This window comes from Actinosynnema sp. NPDC004786 (assembly GCF_053601135.1).
In genome coordinates, this window is record NZ_JBSGBG010000045.1 from 56,480 (window position 1) to 74,054 (window position 17,575).

A 17,575-nucleotide genomic window follows, 5' to 3' on the forward strand; every position below is an offset into this window, starting at 1 on the left:
GTGGTCCCGGCGACGGGACCACCGGTTCAGTAGCCGACGTACCCGGTGCCGGCGCTGATCCCGACCAGGCCCGGGTGGTTGCCGAAGCCGCCGTAGCGCGCGTAGGTGTAGCGGACGCCCGCGATGATGTTGTCGACCGGGGCGTAGATGTCGTCGTAGCCCGGCAGCTTGTACGCCTGGAACGTGGGGTCGATGCACTGCATCAGGCCCTTGGAGGGTGTGCCGCGGGCGGCGTTGGAGTCCCAGGTGTTGACGGCGTTGGGGTTGCCGTTGGACTCCTTGATGATGATCGTGTAGATCTCGTCGAGGCTGTCCTCGGTGATCGGGGTGCCGTTGGCGGCGAGCACCGCGATGGCCTCGCGGATCCAGCCCTCGATCTGGCGCTGCTTCGGCGGCTTGCGCGCCTCGGCGGCCTCGCGGGCCTCGCGCGCCGCCTGCTCCTCGGCCGCCTTGCGGGCCGCGTACCCGTCCTGCGCCACGCCGCTGGCCTGGTTGAACAGGTGCAGCGCGGCGAGCTGCTCCTGGCGGATGATCCGGGCGGTCTCGGACCCGAGGTCCACCGCGTGCCGGGTGTCCACCTTGCCGGTGCGGACCGTGTCGTCCGGGACGCCGCCGAGGTCCGCGCCGCCCGCCATCGGGCTGAACGGCCCGTTCATCGCGTAGGCGGCCGCGCCGGAGCCGGACACGATGCCGACGGCCACCGCCACCCCGGCGATGCGCCGGGGGAGCACCTTCTCGGCCTCCGCCCGGTGCGCGCCCTTGTAGCCGGGCGGCGGGGGCGGGACCCGGAAGGTGGTCTGCCCGGGTTTGTTCTTGTGACGGACGTGCCGTGCCAAGGGTGCAGCCTCCTGCGGTCGGGGAACTCCGTCACCGGACCTGGCGGGGGATCCAGGTGGACGTGGGCCGCGTCGGGGGAGTCGGGCCCGTGTCCTGTCGGTGATGGAACCGTGATCTGCGGCAGGGAACGTAACCGTTCGTGTTTCAAAGAGGCAAGGAAACGGCAATAATGGGTGACGTGCGTCACGTTTCCTGCGTCTCGTAACTACTCTCTGTTGTACCGGGTCGCGGCGGAGCGTCAGGGCGGTATCTAACGGGTGTACGGACTGGTCGTGACCGGTCCGTCCGGACGGCGACGACGCGGAACGACCCGAACCGGATCGTCCGCGCGGCTACAGTCGGAAGTCCTGCGTCCCGCCGGAGCGGCGTGCGACGAGCCCGGTCCGCGTGGGGGGAGTCCGGTGGCGGAAGACGGTGCGACGGACCGATTATCGTCGGTCGACGTCGTGGACGAGCTGGTGAAGCTCCTGCAGGAGCTCACCGAGCGACCGCGGTTCGGCGAGCTGCCCGGCCGCCGGGCGGGCGCGCCGGCGCCGACCGCGGCATGCCGCTGGTCGCCCTGGTCCGGGGCGAGCGGGCCGACGGGCTGCTGCCCGCGCTGGCGTCGCACCTGCGCGGCGCGTACCCCGGCCGCGTGCCGCACGCCTACCACCGCTTCCCCGACCCGGAGCCGGACGCGGGCACGGCCGAGACCGCCACCTTGGAGGCGGTCGGCTCGGTGCTGGTGCACGTCGCGCGCGGCCTGGCGCACGGCGCCAACGCCCGCTACGGCCGGCACGAGTTCCGCCGCTTCGAGCTGGTCTACTGGCTGATGAACCAGCGCGTGGACGGTGCGAGCCCGGAGTCGGCGGCCACCCTGCTGACCCGGCTGCGGGAGCGGGACCTGAGCCGCCGCAGCGGCGACGACCTCAAGGACGTGCTCGACACCGCCGCCGACACCGCGCCGTGGTGGGTGCGGCTGGTGGTGCGGCTCGTGCCGTCCTTCCTGTTCCGGGCGAAGCTGCGCGGGGTCGTGCCGGGCAGCGAGTACCGGTGGCTGCTGCGCCAGCCCTACCTCGCGCCGCACGACCCCGGCACGTTCCTCGGCTTCGCCGAGCGGCTGACCTCCGCGCTGGTGCCCGGCCGCGGGGCCGGGCCGCGCGAGGACACCGGCCAGCTGGCCAAGCTGCTGGTCAACGCGTTCCTGGAGGACGTGCGGGCCGCCTACCGGCGGTCGTGGTGGCGGATCCGGTCGGCCCGCCGCACGGTCTACCCGGTGGTGCTGCTGGACGGCATCCGGCGCGACAACGGCGGCTACGCCCTGCTGAAGATCATCAACGACGTCCGCAACGACACCGGCGCGTTCGACCCGCTGGTGTTCATCAGCGGCAGCGCCAAGGTGCCGCCGGACGCGGAGACGACCGCCGAGCGCCGGCCCGCGCCGGTCGGCCAGGCGACCCACGCCTACGAGACGTGGGCGCGCAAGCTCGCCACCGACACCCGCGCCCGCCGCCCCACCGCCTGGTTCCTGCCGCTGCTGGCGCCGGACGTGGCGGTGGCGCGGGACGAGGCGACGCCGACGGCCACCCTGTCGGTGCGCCGGCCGCCGGTGTGGTCCCGCACGTCGGTGCTGCTGGTCGTGGCGCTGCTGGTGCTGGCGTCGTCGGCGACCCTCGGCTACCGGCACGTGCGGGAGCTGGCCGCCGAGGACGCCCGGTGGCGGCACGAGCACTGCGGCCTGGGCCGCGACAACCCGGACGCGCACACCCTGCTGCGCGTCGGCGACGACTGCGTGGGCGTCACCACGGGCCGCCTGCCGCTGTTCGGCGAGGCCGACCGCGAGGACCTCGACCGGTTCACCGCCGTGCAGGACCTGATCGTCCACCAGAACGAGCGGGTGGTGGAGGCGCACGAGCGCGACCCGGACCGGCCCTACGCGTCCGTGGTGTACGTGTCGGCGATGGGCGCGACCCGCGACGCGTTGAACAGCAACACCGCGAGGCTGGTCGGCGTCGCCGCCCGGCAGGCCCGCCTGCTCGACCGCACCGGGCCCGACGAGCCGCTGATCCGGGTGCTGCTGGGCAACGCGGGCTCGGCCATGCAGCACGGCGACGTGGTCGCCGACCGGCTCAAGGGCATGCTGGAGCGGGACAAGAGCATCGTCGGCGTGCTCGGCATGGCGTTGAGCAGCACGCCGACCAGGAACACGATCACCGAGCTGGGTGCGGTGGGCCTGCCGGTGGTCGCCGCGACCCTGTCGGACGACGCGATGCCCACCGCGTCGCGGATGTACTTCCAGATCTCGCCCACCAACGACCGGCAGGCGCAGGTCGCGGCGCGGTACGTGCGGGCGGCCCACCCGGACAAGCGGGGCGTGGTGGTCGTGCACTCCAGCGACGAGGCGGACTCCTACGCGGCGAACCTGCGCCTGGACGTGGGGGCGCGGTTCGCCGAGCTGGGCCTGGCCGTGCGGGAGTCGCCGTACCGGCCGGTGTCGGACGGGCAGGGCTCCGACGCCCGGCAGCTCGGCCGGGACCTGTGCGACGTGGCCGACGACGAGGTGGTGTTCTTCGCGGGCCGGCCCGCGGACTTCGGCAAGCTCCTGGACGGGGTGAGCGCCGGGTGCCGCACCGACCCGCCCGCGCTGCTGGCCGGCGACGACATCGCCCGCTACGCCGCCAACGACGCGTTGCGCGGCGAGCACCCCGAGATCCCGTTCGAGTACGTGTCGTTCGCGGTCGGCGCGCCGGGCTGCGGGGCGGCCACGGAGATGCACCAGACGCTGCGGGAGCTGGTGCCGGAGCAGTGCTCGGGCGACGCGAACCCGTCGCTGGACGGCCACGCCGCCCTCACCTACGACGCCCTCTACCTCTACGTGCACGCCATGATCCAGCTGGGCCGCATCCCCGTCTCGCCCGGCCACGTCTGGAAGGAGATGAGCGACGTCGGCGGCGCGCGGGCGCTGTCGGGGGAGAGCGGCGTGATCGACTTCGGGGGCGGGCAGGTGCCGATCGACAAGTTCCTGGCCGTGCTGCGGGTGTCCGACGGCCGGCCGCCCGAGGTGCTGGCCTCGTGCGGCGACTACCCCAACCGGCACGACGTGGACCTGCGGCGCGCGCCGTGGTGCCCGACCACGCCACGCTGACCGTGTCCGGCGAGGAGCCGGGCGCGGGGGTGTCCGGCGACCAGGTCGGCGGGCTCGGGCGGGGGGTTTCGGCGAGCAGGTCGGCCGGGACGGGCCCTCGACGGCGGGTGGCCGGGGCTGTTCGGTGGAATTGGGGCCGTCGACGGCGGGCGGCGCGGTGTGTCCGGCGGGGTCGGGGCGGGTGGCCCGGGGCGTTCGGCGGGGCGGGGCGGGCGGCGGGAGCACGGCGGTCCGGTATCGGCCCGGTGTCGGGCCGCAGCTTTGCGGCCGTGGCCGCGCGGACGCGGAGGACCATGGCCCGCGGTGGGTACTCGGCGTCGGCCCCGGGGTGGGCGAGGGGTGCTCGGCCAGCGGGCCGTGGCGGTCGGAGCCGCGCGGGTCTACCAGGCCGGGCGGGATCTGCACGTCCACGAGGTGGTCGACCGGAGGCTCGCGGAACCGCCCCCGCCGTCGCGGCCCGGCGACCTCGTGCCGCGGCCGCTGCCGTCGACCGTCCAGCGGGTCCCGCGCGCGCCGATGCGGGGACGCGCGGACGACCTGGCGTTCCTCCGCGACACCGTCGCCGCCGGCCGGCACGTCGTGCTGACGGGCCCGCGCGGCGCGGGCAAGACCCTGCTGCTCCAGCACGCGGCGAACACGGGCGCGCTGTCCGGCCGGGCCCTCGGCGACGGCGTGGGGGTGGTGTGGCTCGACCGCGACCCGGGGTCCGCCGCCGACGTCCTGCGGGAGATCGCGCACCGCTGCCACGAGGTCGGCGCGGGCACCGTGCTGCCCGAGGGCCTGGCGCGGGACGTGCTCGGCGCGGTGCGCGCCCTGGTCGTGCTCGACGGCGTCGACCTGCCGCCCGAGGAGGCGCGGCTGGTGCTGTCGGCGATGCCGCGCAGCGTGTTCGTGCTGTCGTCGCGGCGGGAGGACCTGTGGCCGCTGGGCGCGCAGCGGCCGCTGGGCGGGCTGCCGCTCGACGACGCGGTCGCGATGGTGCGCGACGAGCTGGGCGACCGGGTCGACCCCGACGCGGTGGCCGACGACTGGCGGGCGTGCGACGGCAACCCGCTCGACGTCGTGGAACGCGCCGTGGTCCGGGACCTCGCCCACCGCCTCGGTGTGCTGCCGCAGGGGGCGACGGGCCCCGGGGCGCTCGCGCAGGCCGTGCCCGTGGTCCTCGGCTCGCTGACCGAGCAGGCCGGGGCCGCGTTGCGCCCGCTCGTCGCGCTGGGGGACGTGGGGTGGGGCGCGGGGCTGCTCGCCGCCGTCTGCGGCGTGCCCGACGCCGAGGGCGGGGGCCGGCTGGCGCGCAAGCGGCTGGCGCACCGCGAGGACGGCCGCTACCGGGTGAACGCGCTGGTGGCGGAGCACGCGCCGGCGGTCGCGGACGCCGAGCTGGCCGCGGTGGTGGAGCGCGTCGGGGAGTGGGTCGCGGGTGCGCGGCCCGATGCCGTGGCCGCCGAGCTGGAGGTCGTCGAGCGGGCGCTGCGGCGGGCGATGGCGGCGGGGTTGCCCGAGACCGCGCTGGACCTGGCCCGCGCGGCGTCCTCGGCGCTGGCCTGGACGCGGCACTGGGGCGCGCTGGCGACCGTGCTCGGGCTCGGGGTGCGGGCCGCGGTCACCGCGGGGTCGGTGCGCGACGAGCTGTCGTTCCGCTACGCGCTGGCCGTGTGCCGGCTCAACGACGGCCACACCCGGCAGGCCGCCGAGCTGGTGGCCGGGGCGCTGAGCCTGGAGCGCGACGAGGGCGACGGCCGCCTCGCCTCCCGCCTGCGCGAGCTGGACGGGGAGGTCCGGGTCCTGGCGTCCCGGCGACCACTGTCCACAGTGGACTCCGTCCTGGCGGGCGCGCGGGCCGTGCGCGACGCGTGCGCGCACGCGGTGACGAGCGTGCCGGGAGGCGTCCAGCTCGTCCGGCTGGCGCAGGAGCACCCGGCGCTGGTGCGCGGGGTCGCGTCGATCACCGCCGTGGCGGGTCTCGTGCTGGCCACCCTGTCCGCGTCGGGCGTCGGCGACCCGGCCACGGCCATGCCGCCGCCCGACGTCACGGTGACCGGCGCGCCGTCCGTGACGCCCGGCGGCACCGCGGACCCGCGGCCGACCGGCGCCGATCCCACCGGCGCGGACCCGACCGGCGCGGATACCGCCGGGGTGAGCCGGACCGGCGTGCCGACGACCACCGCGCCGGGTGGTGTGGTGGGGGAGCGCACGTCGGGCGCGGTGGACAACGGGCGCACCGGGGGACGGACGTCCGCGACCACCCCGCCGCCGCCGGTTCCGGCCACGTGGGGGTTCGCCCGGGTGTGGTCCGTCGAACTGCCGATCGGGACCACCCAGCCGCTGTCCGGGCCGGTGCCCGACAACGGCCAGGCGAACTGGACCTACGGCCCGTGGGCGATGACCACGCCCGCCGCCGGCCACGCGACCGCCACGCACGTCGCCGTGGGCCGGCAGCGGGTGCGGCTGCCCGCGGTCGGCGCGCCGGGCGGCAGCGTGAAGGTGACCGCCCAGGACTACGCCGCGTGGGGCGGCGCGGTCGGCTACCGGCCCGGTGTGTCGTGCCAGCCGGCGGGGTGGTTCCCCGACGGCGTGGACGAGGTGGTCGACGTGGTGTGCTTCGACCGCGACGGGAACCCGGACGACGTGCCGTTCTTCCTGCGGTACGTGGCCGGTTCCGCCTCGGCCACGCGCGGGTTCGTGCACGACGACCGGCCCACCGCGGCGACGTTCACGCCCGATCGGGAGCACGGCGTGAACGCGGGCACGGTCACCCGGACCGGTGTCGGCCGCTACACCGCGGACTTCCCCGGATCGGCGGGGGGCGTGGTGGAGGTGACCGCGGTCGGCGACGCGCCGCGGCACTGCGCGGTGGTGGGCCGGCGCGGGCAGCTCGCCGACCTGGCGTGCACGACCCCGGACGGCTCGGCCGCCGACACCGCGTTCGCGGCGACGTTCGGCGTCGGCCAGAACCTGCTGGACGACCCGCGTAAACCGGTCGGCGACCACGTCGTCGTGACCGGCTCGGGCGTCGTCACCGCGCGGTGGGCGTCGGGCGACGCGCCGATGACGGTCGAGCGGCTGTCGACCGGCCGGTACCGGGCGCACTTCACCAACGGCTACATCCCGAGCACCATGCAGGTCACCGCGACCAGCGCCGGGCACCACTGCACCGTCATGCAGTTCAACGACTACAGCTTCCCGGACGACGCGACGATCTGGGTCGGGTGCTTCGGCCCGTCCGGTGTGGTGGCGGACAGCGGTTTCGCCCTCGTCTACACGTCGGCGCGGATCCACTAGCGGGCGTCTCGCCGGCACGGGGAATGTTCGGGCCCCTTCGGCACCACCGCCTTGTCGAGGAGGGGAGCGCACGTGGAGGACCGGTGGCCGTGAGTCCCCGGTCCACGGGGCCGCCGCACCCCGCCCGGCCTGCCCCGCCGTCCTGTCACGCCGGCCCACCGCCCTCCGCCGCCTTTCCGACCGCCCTGCGCCGTCTGCCCACCGCCCTGCCCGGCCGGCCCACCGTCCTGCGTCGCCTCTCCCGCCGCCCTGCGCCATCTCCCTCGCCGTCCCACGCCTGTCCCGCCCGGCCGCCGGATCGCCACGCGGCCGCTCGCGCCCTGGCCGTAAATTGGTGCCATGAGCAGCGCGACGGGCAGCGGTCAGCAACCGCGGGTGGTCTCCGGACGGCAGTCGGAGCTGCTCGGCCTGCTCCGCGACGAGGGCGCGATGTCCCGCGTGGCCCTCGGCGAACGGCTGGAGCTGCCCCGCGCCAAGCTGACCGCCGAGCTGGGCAGGCTGGTGGACGTCGGCCTGGTCCAGGTCGGGGGACCGGCGGCCAGCCGGGGCGGGCGGCGGTCCACGCTCGTGCACCTCGCCGGCGACCTGCGCGTGCTCGGCGTGGACGTGGGCGCGACGTCGGTGACGGTCGCGGTCACCGACGGCCGGTGCGAGGTGCTGGAGAGCCGCAGCGAGGAGTGCGACGTCCGCAGCGGCCCGGCGCAGGTGTTGAGCCGCGTCGCCGAGCTGGCCGACGTCGTCTACGCCAAGGCCCCGGGCCGGCTGATCGGCGCGGGCATCGGCCTGCCGGGCCCGGTGAGCTTCCGCGACGGCATGCCGGTCGCGCCGCCGATCATGCCCGGCTGGGACCGCTACCCCGTGCGCGACGAGCTGGCCGGCCGGTGGGGCTGCCCGGTGACGGTCGACAACGACGTGAACGCCATGGCGCTGGGCGAGCGGCACGCGGGCGTGGCCCGGTCGCTGGAGGACCTGATCTTCGTCAAGGTCGGCACGGGCATCGGGTGCGGCATCGTCCTCGGCGGCCGGGTCTACCGGGGCGTGGCGGGCACGGCGGGCGACATCGGGCACATCAGGCTGGACGACTTCGGCCCGGCGTGCGCGTGCGGCGAGGTCGGCTGCCTGGAGGCGTACTTCGGCGGCTCGGCGCTGGCCCGGGACGCGACCACGCTGGCCCGCAGCGGCCGGTCGGTCGCGCTGGCCACGGCCCTGCACGACAAGGGCGTGCTGACCGCCGAGGACGTCGGCACGGCCGCCGCCGCGGGCGACTTCGCCGCCGCCAACCTGGTCCGCGAGGGCGGCCGCAGGCTCGGGCACGTGGTCGCGTCGCTGGTCAGCTTCCTCAACCCGGGCATGGTCGTCATCGGCGGCGGCGTGTCGCGGCTGGGCCACTCGCTGCTGGCGGAGGTGCGCAGCGCCGTCTACCGCCGTTCCCTGCCCCTGGCCACGGGCAACCTGCCCATCGTGCTGTCGGAGCTGGGCGACCTGGCGGGCGTGACGGGCGCGGCCTGGTCCGCCACCGACCGCGCGTTCTCCCCGGCCGGCTGACCCGAGCCGCCCGGCGCGGCGACCACCCGGCACACCGGGCCGTCGGGCGTCCGATGGGCGTCCCGGCGTACCCCGCGCCCGACCCCGTCCCCCCCGTCCCCCGACGGCACCACCGCCGCCCACCTCCGGCATTCGCAAAAGCAATCACGAGCTTCCGTCGAAACGCAGCCAACTTTTGCAACGAACCGACAAAAGTGCGGCCAAGTTCTTGTCAGGCCGAGCAGCCAAATGCCAGGATCGGCCGCAACTCACGCCGGAACGTGAGCTGGACCACCTGGTTCGATCGGCTCCCTCAACGAAGTCGGAGTAGGCGATGCAGGCGCAGGGCGAAGGCAGGCGCGAGGCGAACCTCGCCCTCCTGCTGCGCACGCTCCGCGCCCGCGGCCCCCTGTCCCGCACCCAGCTCGCCGCCGGGTCGGGCCTGTCGAAGGCCACCGTGTCGCCGCTCCTGGCGAACCTGGAGCACCGCGGCCTCATCCAGCGCGCCGGCACCACGACCACCCAGGGCCGACCGGGCCAGCTGGTCCAGCTGCGCCCCGGCGCGGTGTGCGGCATCGGCCTGGACGTCCACCCCGGCCACCTCGGCGCGACCGTCACCGACCTCACCGGCGAGGTGCACCTGCGCCGCCGGACCAGCTGCGACACCAGCGCGCCCGAGCACGCCCTGGACCGGCTCGCCGACCTGACCCGCAAGGCCCTCACGGACGTGCCGGACGCCGACTGGGCGGGCGTCACCGTCGCCATCCCCGGCCGCGCCGACCGCGCCACCGGCACCGCGACCGCCCACCGGCTGCGCTGGCGCGAGGTCGCCGTGGTGGACGGCCTGGCCGCCCGCACCGGCCTGCCCATCGGCCGCCTCGACGTGGACACCGAGGCCAACCTCGCCGCCTACGCCGAGCACGACCGCGACCCGGTCGACCACCTCGTCTACCTCAACGGCGACCACACCGTGGCCGCGGGCGTCATCGCCAACGGCGAGCTGGTGCGCGGCGCGGACAACCACGCGGGCGAGGTCGGCCACCTGGTGCTCGACCCGCTCGGCGGCGCGCACTGCGCCTGCGGCCGTCGCGGCTGCTGGGAGACGCAGGTCGGGCTGGACGCGTTCCTGCACGCCTGCGCGCCCCGCCACGACGAGGTGCACAACCCGGAGCTGGCGTCCGGCGAGCGCATGTCGATCCTGCGCGCCCGCGCCGAACGCGGCGACGCCCGCACCCTCGACGCCCTGGCCCGCACGGCCGCCGCCCTGGCGTCGGGCATCGCGGTCCTCACCACCCTGCTCAACCCGCGGAAGGTCGTGCTCGGCGGCTACTTCGCCGCGCTGCAGGACTGGCTGGTCGCGCCGCAGCGGCAGGGCCGCACCCGGATCACCGCCTCCACCCTCGGTTTCGCCGCCGGCGGGACCGGCGCGGCGTTGGCCGCGTTGCGCCGGGTGCTGGACGACCCGACCGTCGTGCCCGTCAAGGACAACACCCCGCGCACGGGCGGTTCACACGAAGGGGCCTCGGCATGACCCTGCTCCGGATGACCGGCATCGGCAAGTCGTTCCCGGGCGTGCGCGCCCTGGACCAGGTGGACCTGGAGGTCGTGGAGGGCGAGGTGCACTGCCTGCTCGGCCAGAACGGCGCGGGCAAGTCCACCCTGATCAAGGTGCTGGCGGGCGCGCACCAGCCCGACGAGGGCGTGATCGAGTGGCGCGGCGCGAAGGCCACCCTGCCGTCGCCGGTGGCCGCGCTGCGGCTCGGCGTCGCCACCATGTACCAGGAGCTGGACCTGGTGCCGGACATCTCGGTCGCGGAGAACGTGTTCCTCGGCCACGAGCCCACCCGGTTCGGCTTCACCCGCCGCCGCGCGGCCCGCGAGCGCACCCGGACGCTGATGGCCCGCCTCGGCCACCCGGAGATCGACCCCGACCGCGAGGTGGGCCGGCTGTCCGCCGCCGGCCAGCAGCTGGTGTCCATGGCCCGTGCGCTGGCCCACGACGCCCGGCTGATCGTGATGGACGAGCCGACCGCCGCCCTGGCGGCCGACGAGGTGGACAACCTGTTCCGCATCGTCGGCGAGCTGACCGGCGACGGCGTCGCCGTCCTCTACATCTCCCACCGCCTGGAGGAGATCCGCCGCATCGGCAGCCGCGTCACCGTCCTCAAGGACGGCCGCACGGTCGCCGCGAACCTCCCCGCCGACACCCCGACCGCCGACCTGGTCGACCTCATGTCGGGCCGCAAGGTCGAGACCGTCTTCCCGCACCGCGACGTGTCCACCGTGGACAGGAGCCGCGAGGTGCTGACCGTCGCCGGCCTCACCCGGCAGGGCGAGTTCCACGACGTCAGCTTCCACGTGCACGCGGGCGAGGTGCTCGGCATCGCGGGCCTGGTCGGCGCGGGCCGCAGCGAGATCCTCGAAACCGTGTTCGGCGCGCGCAAACCCGACGCCGGGCACGTCGCGGTCGACGGGAAGCCGGTGCGGCCGGGCAGCGTCGTCGCCGCCGTCAGGGCGGGCATCGGCCTCGCCCCGGAGGAGCGCAAGGCCCAGGGCCTGCTGCTGGACCTGACCGTCGCGGACAACGTGACCCTGTCCAGCCTGTCCGCCTACAGCCGCGCCGGTTTCCTCGACCGCGCCCGCGAGCTGAAGGACTCCAAGGCCACCCTCGAACGGCTCGACCTGCGGCCCGCCGACCCGAGGCGGCTGGTGGCCGAGTTCTCCGGCGGCAACCAGCAGAAGGCCGTCGTGGCGCGGTGGCTGGTCCGGGGCTGCAAGGTGCTGCTCCTGGACGAGCCGACGCGCGGCGTGGACGTCGGGGCCCGCGCCGAGCTGTACCGGGTGGTGCACGAGCTGGCCGCCGCCGGCGTCGCCGTGGTGCTGGTCTCCAGCGAGGTCGCCGAGGTCCTGGGCCTCGCCGACCGCGTGCTGGTGCTGCGCGACGGCGAGGTGGTCGCGGACCGGCCCGCCGACGAGCTCACCGAATCCGCCGTGTTGGACATCGTGATGGCCGGCAGTGCCGTGACCGAGGAGGTCCCGTGACCGAGACGAGGGTCCTCGACCCGAAGGCCGCTCCGCCCGCGGAGCGGGGCAGGCAGCGCCGCAACCTCGACCTGAGGCTGACCGGGCTGCTGGGCGTGCTGGTGGTGCTGTGCGTCGTCGGCTACGCCACCCGGCCGGACAGCTTCCTCACCGAAGCCAACATCTCCACCATGCTGCGGCTGGCCGCCGCGATCGGCGTGGTCAGCGTCGGCATGACGTTCGTGATCATCAGCGGCGGGATCGACCTGTCCGTCGGCTCGATCGTGGCGTTGTCCGGCGTGTGGATGACGACGGTCGCCACCCAGTCCTACGGGCCCGTGGTGATGGTGGTGTGCGCGCTGCTGGTCGGCCTGGGCTGCGGCCTGGTCAACGGGCTGCTCATCTCCTACGGCAAGATCGTGCCGTTCATCGCCACCCTCGCCATGTACGCGTCGGCGAAGGGCCTGGCCGAACGGCTCTCCGGCCGCCGCACCCAGGTGGTCACCGAGACCGGGTTCACCACCTTCTTCCGGGGCGACATCCTCGGCATCCCGGTGCTCATCTGGATGCTGGCCGCGGTGTTCGCGGTCGGCTGGGTGGTGCTGAACCGCACCACGTTCGGCCGCCGCACGTTCGCCGTCGGCGGCAACGCCGAGGCCGCCCGCCTGGCCGGCATCGACGTCCGGCGGCACACCGCCCTCGTCTACGGCATCGCCGGCCTGTGCTGCGGCATCGCCGCGCTCATGGTCGTCGCCCGCACCACCTCCGGCGCGTCCACCAACGGCATGTTCTACGAGCTGGACGCGATCGCCGCCGTCGTCATCGGCGGCACCCTGCTCACCGGCGGCCGCGGCTCGCTGATCGGCACCCTGATCGGCGTCCTCATCTTCACCGTGGTGGGCAACATCTTCACCCAGAACAACCTCGACACCGACATCCAGAACATCGCCAAGGGCGTGATCATCGTCGCCGCGGTGCTCCTGCAGCGCACCACCGCCCGCCGCCGCGGCGCGCACGCGACCTGATCCTCCCCGCCCGGCCCACCGACCCCGACCCCACCCCGACACACCGCCCGGGAGACAGCCATGCCCTCACTCGACCGCCGCCGCTTCCTCTGGGGAACCACCGCCGTGGGCACCGCCGCCCTGCTCGCGGGCTGCACCTCCAACGAGACCGCGAACAACGCGCCCAACGCCGTCGCCGGCGGCTCCGGCCAGAACACCCAGCCGGGCAAGCAGGTCACCATCGGCTTCTCCGCGCCCGCCGCCGACCACGGCTGGATGGCCGCCATGACCAAGAACGCCAAGGCGCAGGCCGACCAGTTCTCCGACGTCACGTTCAAGGCCACCGAGGGCACCAACGACGTCAACCAGCAGATCGGCCAGGTCGAGACGCTGATCAACGACAAGGTCGACGTGCTGGTCGTGCTGCCGTTCGACGGCAAGGCGCTCACCGAGGTCGGCCGCCAGGCCATGGACGCGGGCATCCCGGTCATCAACGTCGACCGCGTCTTCGACACCCCGCTCGCCTACCGGCTGTGGATCGGCGGCGACAACTACCGCATGGGCGTCAACGCGGGCGAGTACATCGTCGCCCAGATGAAGGCCAAGAACATCAGCAACCCCGTCATCGGCGAGATCGCCGGCATCGACTCCCTGCCCCTGACCCAGGAGCGCAGCAAGGGCTTCAGCGACGCCCTCGCCCGCGCCGGGTTCTCCGTCGGCCCCCGCGTCTCGGCGTCGTTCACCTCCGAGAGCGGCGAGCAGCAGACCGCCAACCTGCTCCAGTCCGCCCCCAGGCTCGACGCCGTGTGGAACCACGACGACGACCAGGGCATCGGCGTGATGGCCGCGATCGACAGCGCCGGCCGCAACGAGTTCGTCATGGTCGGCGGCGCCGGGTCGCGCAACATGATGGACCTGATCAAGGCCGACAGCGGCGTGGTCAAGGCCACCGTGCTCTACAGCCCTTCCATGGCGTCCTCCGCGATCGCGCTCGCCCGCCTGCTCGGGCAGGCCAAGGGCATCGGCGACATGGCCGAGCACGACATCCCCGCCTCCATCACCACCTACTCCGCCGTGGTGACCAAGGAGAACGTCGACCAGTACCTCGACGTCGGCTTCGACTCCTGATCCCGGATCGGGATCGACGCCGTCGCCGGATCGACACTGCTGCTGCGAAAGGCTGCTGATGACGGAAGAGATCGGTGTGGGCATGGTGGGCCACGCGTTCATGGGTGCGGTGCACTCGCACGCCTGGCGCAGCGTCCACCGGTTCTTCGACGTGCCCCTGACGCCCCGACTGGCCGTCCTCGGCGGCCGTGACGCGGCGCGCACCAAGGACGCGGCGACCAAGTACGGGTGGGCCGCCGTCGAGACCGACTGGCGCGCGCTCGTCGCCCGCGACGACGTCCAGCTCGTCGACATCTGCACCCCCGGCGACACGCACGCCGAGATCGCGCTCGCCGCGCTCGCCGCCGGCAAGCACGTGCTGTGCGAGAAGCCGCTGGCCAACACGGTCGCCGAGGCCGAGGCGATGGCCGCCGCCGCGGCCGAGGCCGCCGGGCGGGGCGTCCGGTCGATGGTCGCGTTCAACTACCGGCGCGTGCCCGCCATCGCACTGGCCCGCAGGCTGGTGGAGGAGGGCCGGATCGGCGAGATCCGGCACGTGCGCGCCGTCTACCTGCAGGACTGGCTGTCCGACCCGGAGTCGCCGATGACGTGGCGGCTGCGGCGCGAGAAGGCCGGCTCCGGCTCGTTGGGCGACCTCGGCGCGCACATCGTGGACGCCGCCCAGTACGTCACCGGCGACCTGATCACCGGCGTCAGCGCCACCACCGAGACGTTCGTCCGCGAACGGCCCGACGGCGACGGGCGCGGCGAGGTCACGGTGGACGACGCGGCCGTGTTCCTGGCCCGCTTCGAAGGCGGCGCGCTGGGCACGTTCGAGGCGACCCGGTACGCGCTGGGGCGCAAGAACGCCATGCGGCTGGAGGTCAACGGCACCCGCGGCAGCCTGGCGTTCGACTTCGAGTCGATGAACGAGCTGTCGGTGTTCTCCGCCGACGACGGGCCGTCCGCCGGGTTCCGGCGGGTGCTGGTGACCGAACCCGACCACCCGTACGTGGCCGCGTGGTGGCCGCCGGGGCACATCCTCGGCTACGAGCACACGTTCACCCACGAGGCGGCCGACTTCCTGACGGCCATCGGCGACGGCGTCGACCCGGCGCCGAGCTTCGCCGACGGCCTGCGCGTGCAGCGGGTGCTGGCGGCGGTCGAGGAGAGCGCCGCGCGGCAGTCGACGTGGACCACGATTGGAGACCTGGGATGAGCCGACCGGTCACGCTGTTCACCGGCCAGTGGGCCGACCTGCCGTTCGAGGAGGTGTGCCGACTCGCCTCCGGGTGGGGCTACGACGGGTTGGAGATCGCCTGCGGCGGCGACCACTTCGAGGTGGACAAGGCGCTGGCGGACGACGACTACGTGCCGGCCAAGCGCGAGATGCTCAAGAAGTACGGGCTCGACGTGTGGACGATCTCCAACCACCTCGTCGGGCAGGCCGTGTGCGACGACCCGATCGACTTCCGGCACCAGGCCATCCTCCCGGCCCGCGTCTGGGGCGACGGCGAGCCGGAGGGCGTGCGGCAGCGCGCCGCCGCGGAGATGGCCGACACCGCGCGTGCGGCGGCCAAGCTGGGCGTGGACACGGTCGTCGGCTTCACCGGCTCGTCGACCTGGAAGTACGTCGCCATGTTCCCGCCCGTGTCGCAGGCCGTGATCGACGAGGGCTACGCCGACTTCGCCCGCCGCTGGAACCCGATCCTCGACGTGTTCGACGAGGTCGGGGTGCGGTTCGCGCACGAGGTGCACCCGTCGGAGATCGCGTACGACTACTGGACCACCCGCAAGGCGCTGGACGCGGTCGGCAACCGGCCCGCGTTCGGCCTCAACTGGGACCCGTCGCACTTCATCTGGCAGGACCTCGACCCGGTCGGGTTCATCCTCGACTTCGCCGACCGGATCTACCACGTGGACTGCAAGGACACGAAGAAGCGCCTCGACGGGCGCAACGGGCGGCTCGGGTCGCACCTGGCGTGGGCCGACCCCCGGCGCGGGTGGGACTTCGTGTCGACCGGCCACGGCGACGTGCCGTGGGAGGAGTCGTTCCGGGCGTTGAACGCGATCGGGTACAGCGGGCCGATCTCGGTCGAGTGGGAGGACGCCGGGATGGACCGGCTGCGCGGGGCGGAGGAGGCGGTCGGGTTCATCCGGCGGCACCTGTTCGACCCGCCCGCCGCGTCCTTCGACGCCGCGTTCAGCACGGGGGAGTGAGTGGACCGGTCGACGCCCACCCGCCCGTGGGCGTCGACCACCCCCGACCGTTTTCCGACACGATCGGGTGATCATCGCCGGAAAATGTACGGAAACACCGTTACCGCTCCTCGGTTGCACATGAGGAACCGCGACCAACCCCCAACCCCAACCCACCCAACCCCGACCCCACCCCCGCCGACCGCCCCACTCCCAGCCCTCCCGTCCCCGGCCGGCCCGCTCCCAGCCGGCCCGCCCTCGGCCGGCCCGCTCCCAGCCCTCCCGCCCCCGGCCGTCCCGCCCTCGGCCGCCCCGCTCCCAGCCGCCCCGCCGGCGACCCACCTCCCGAGCCCGCCCCCGAAGCCGGGCTCCGCCCCGCCGGAGACCTCGAACCCGCCGGAGACCCCGAACCCGGCGTCGAGCCCGAACCGGCCGTCGAGCCCCGACCGGGCCCGCATCCGGAACCCGCAGTCGGTCCCCGGCGTGCCGGGCGCGCCACTCCACCCGGCCCCGACCTGCCCGCCACTCCCGGCGGCCGGCCACACCCGCCGAGGCCCGCGCGCGATGCGCTGCCCGCGCCCACACTCCGGCCCCGGCCCACACTCCGGCCCCGGCCCGTGCACCGGCCCCGGCTCGCACCCCGGCCCAGACCCGCGCCCGCAGCCCGGTGCCGGTCCCCGTCCGCATCCCGGCCCGGGCACGCGCCCCGGCCCCGGCACGCGCCCGCGCTGAACCCCGCCGACTCCCACCGCCGAAACCCCGGGTCACGCCGCCCTCAGCGGCGTGACCGGGGGCGGCGGCTCGGGGATCACCAGGTGACCGGCAGCGCTCGGAGGCCGTAGATCGGCGCGTCGAACCGGAACGCGACCTCCTCGAACGGCACGGCCAGGCGCAGGTCCGGCAGCTCCGTCACGAGCGCCCGCAACGCGACCCGCATCTCCAGCCGCGCCAACAGCTGCCCGACGCACTGGTGCACCCCGCTGCCGAACGCGACGTGCGCCCGCGCGTCCCGGCGCAGGTCGAGGCGGTCCGGGTCGGGGAACGCGGCCGGGTCGCGGTTGGCGGCGAACAGGGACGCGATCACCCCCTCGCCCGCGCCGACCGCCGTCCCGCCGACCGTCGCGTCACGCGCCACCGCCCGCACCACGCCGTGGTGCACGGGGCTGAGGTAGCGCAGCAGCTCCTCCACCGCGCCCTCGACCAGGTCCGGCGACGCGACCAGCGCCTCCCACCCCGCCCGGTCCCGCAGCAGCGCCAGCACGGACAACGCGATCGAGTTCGCGGTCGTCTCGTGCCCGCCGACGAGCAGCAGCACGGTCATCCCGACGGCCTCCTCGTCGGTCAACCCGGGCTCCCGCACCAGGCGGCTGACGAGGTCGTGGGGCGGGGGCGCGCGGCGCGCCCCGCCCCGGGCGGGGGGGGGCCCCGGCAGCGAGGGGGGGGGAGAGCGGGGGGGGGGGGGCGAGGGGGGGACGAA

At 74.8% G+C, this 17,575-nt stretch carries 11 protein-coding genes; 9 read left to right on the plus strand and 2 right to left on the minus strand.

The window, feature by feature from the left end; translation table 11 throughout:
• Window positions 1-26: 26 nt before the first annotated feature.
• Window positions 27-836, minus strand: a complete 810-nt coding sequence (locus ACWEFJ_RS31315; protein WP_378088558.1) for a transglycosylase SLT domain-containing protein — start codon at window positions 834-836, stop codon at window positions 27-29.
• 545 nt (window positions 837-1,381) lie between these two features.
• Here ACWEFJ_RS31315 and ACWEFJ_RS31320 point away from each other — a divergent pair.
• From ACWEFJ_RS31320 to ACWEFJ_RS31360, 9 genes are all read left to right on the plus strand, one after another.
• Window positions 1,382-3,961, plus strand: a complete 2,580-nt coding sequence (locus ACWEFJ_RS31320; RefSeq protein ID WP_449715953.1) for a hypothetical protein — start codon at window positions 1,382-1,384, stop codon at window positions 3,959-3,961.
• A gap of 339 nt (window positions 3,962-4,300) precedes the next feature.
• Window positions 4,301-7,243, plus strand: a complete 2,943-nt coding sequence (locus ACWEFJ_RS31325) for a hypothetical protein (RefSeq protein ID WP_449715954.1) — start codon at window positions 4,301-4,303, stop codon at window positions 7,241-7,243.
• A 339-nt stretch (window positions 7,244-7,582) separates the two neighbouring features.
• Window positions 7,583-8,788, plus strand: coding sequence for an ROK family transcriptional regulator (locus tag ACWEFJ_RS31330; protein WP_378088552.1), 1,206 nt, complete (start codon window positions 7,583-7,585; stop codon window positions 8,786-8,788).
• Window positions 8,789-9,101: 313 nt separating this feature from the next.
• Window positions 9,102-10,298: an ROK family protein gene (locus ACWEFJ_RS31335; protein WP_449715955.1), complete on the plus strand. Its 1,197-nt coding sequence runs from the start codon at window positions 9,102-9,104 to the stop codon at window positions 10,296-10,298.
• Window positions 10,295-11,809, plus strand: coding sequence for a sugar ABC transporter ATP-binding protein (locus ACWEFJ_RS31340; RefSeq protein ID WP_378088548.1), 1,515 nt, complete (start codon window positions 10,295-10,297; stop codon window positions 11,807-11,809). The genes ACWEFJ_RS31335 and ACWEFJ_RS31340 overlap by 4 nt, the downstream gene beginning before the upstream one ends.
• Window positions 11,806-12,813 (plus strand): ABC transporter permease, encoded by a 1,008-nt coding sequence (locus ACWEFJ_RS31345; RefSeq protein ID WP_378088546.1) that lies wholly within the window; start codon window positions 11,806-11,808, stop codon window positions 12,811-12,813. Before ACWEFJ_RS31340 ends, ACWEFJ_RS31345 begins: the two co-directional genes overlap by 4 nt.
• Window positions 12,814-12,873: 60 nt before the next feature.
• Window positions 12,874-13,920, plus strand: a complete 1,047-nt coding sequence (locus ACWEFJ_RS31350) for a substrate-binding domain-containing protein (protein WP_378088544.1) — start codon at window positions 12,874-12,876, stop codon at window positions 13,918-13,920.
• Between the two features lie 58 nt (window positions 13,921-13,978).
• On the plus strand, window positions 13,979-15,118 hold the full coding sequence (locus ACWEFJ_RS31355) for a Gfo/Idh/MocA family protein (RefSeq protein WP_378088542.1): 1,140 nt from the start codon (window positions 13,979-13,981) through the stop codon (window positions 15,116-15,118).
• Window positions 15,115-16,119, plus strand: coding sequence for a sugar phosphate isomerase/epimerase family protein (locus ACWEFJ_RS31360; protein WP_378088540.1), 1,005 nt, complete (start codon window positions 15,115-15,117; stop codon window positions 16,117-16,119). The genes ACWEFJ_RS31355 and ACWEFJ_RS31360 overlap by 4 nt, the downstream gene beginning before the upstream one ends.
• A gap of 787 nt (window positions 16,120-16,906) precedes the next feature.
• Here ACWEFJ_RS31360 and ACWEFJ_RS31365 read toward each other — a convergent pair.
• Window positions 16,907-17,443, minus strand: coding sequence for a cytochrome P450 (locus tag ACWEFJ_RS31365; protein ID WP_449715956.1), 537 nt, complete (start codon window positions 17,441-17,443; stop codon window positions 16,907-16,909).
• Window positions 17,444-17,575 lie beyond the last annotated feature (132 nt).

Excerpts from the sequence above, each read along its gene's own strand:
- ACWEFJ_RS31360 (WP_378088540.1), top strand. The coding sequence starts at position 15,115 with ATGAGCCGACCGGTCACGCTGTTCACCGGCCAGTGGGCCGACCTGCCG.
- ACWEFJ_RS31350 (WP_378088544.1), top strand. The coding sequence starts at position 12,874 with ATGCCCTCACTCGACCGCCGCCGCTTCCTCTGGGGAACCACCGCCGTG.
- ACWEFJ_RS31330 (WP_378088552.1), top strand. The coding sequence starts at position 7,583 with ATGAGCAGCGCGACGGGCAGCGGTCAGCAACCGCGGGTGGTCTCCGGA.
- ACWEFJ_RS31335 (WP_449715955.1), top strand. The coding sequence starts at position 9,102 with ATGCAGGCGCAGGGCGAAGGCAGGCGCGAGGCGAACCTCGCCCTCCTG.
- ACWEFJ_RS31320 (WP_449715953.1), top strand. The coding sequence starts at position 1,382 with ATGCCGCTGGTCGCCCTGGTCCGGGGCGAGCGGGCCGACGGGCTGCTG.
- ACWEFJ_RS31355 (WP_378088542.1), top strand. The coding sequence starts at position 13,979 with ATGACGGAAGAGATCGGTGTGGGCATGGTGGGCCACGCGTTCATGGGT.
- ACWEFJ_RS31340 (WP_378088548.1), top strand. The coding sequence starts at position 10,295 with ATGACCCTGCTCCGGATGACCGGCATCGGCAAGTCGTTCCCGGGCGTG.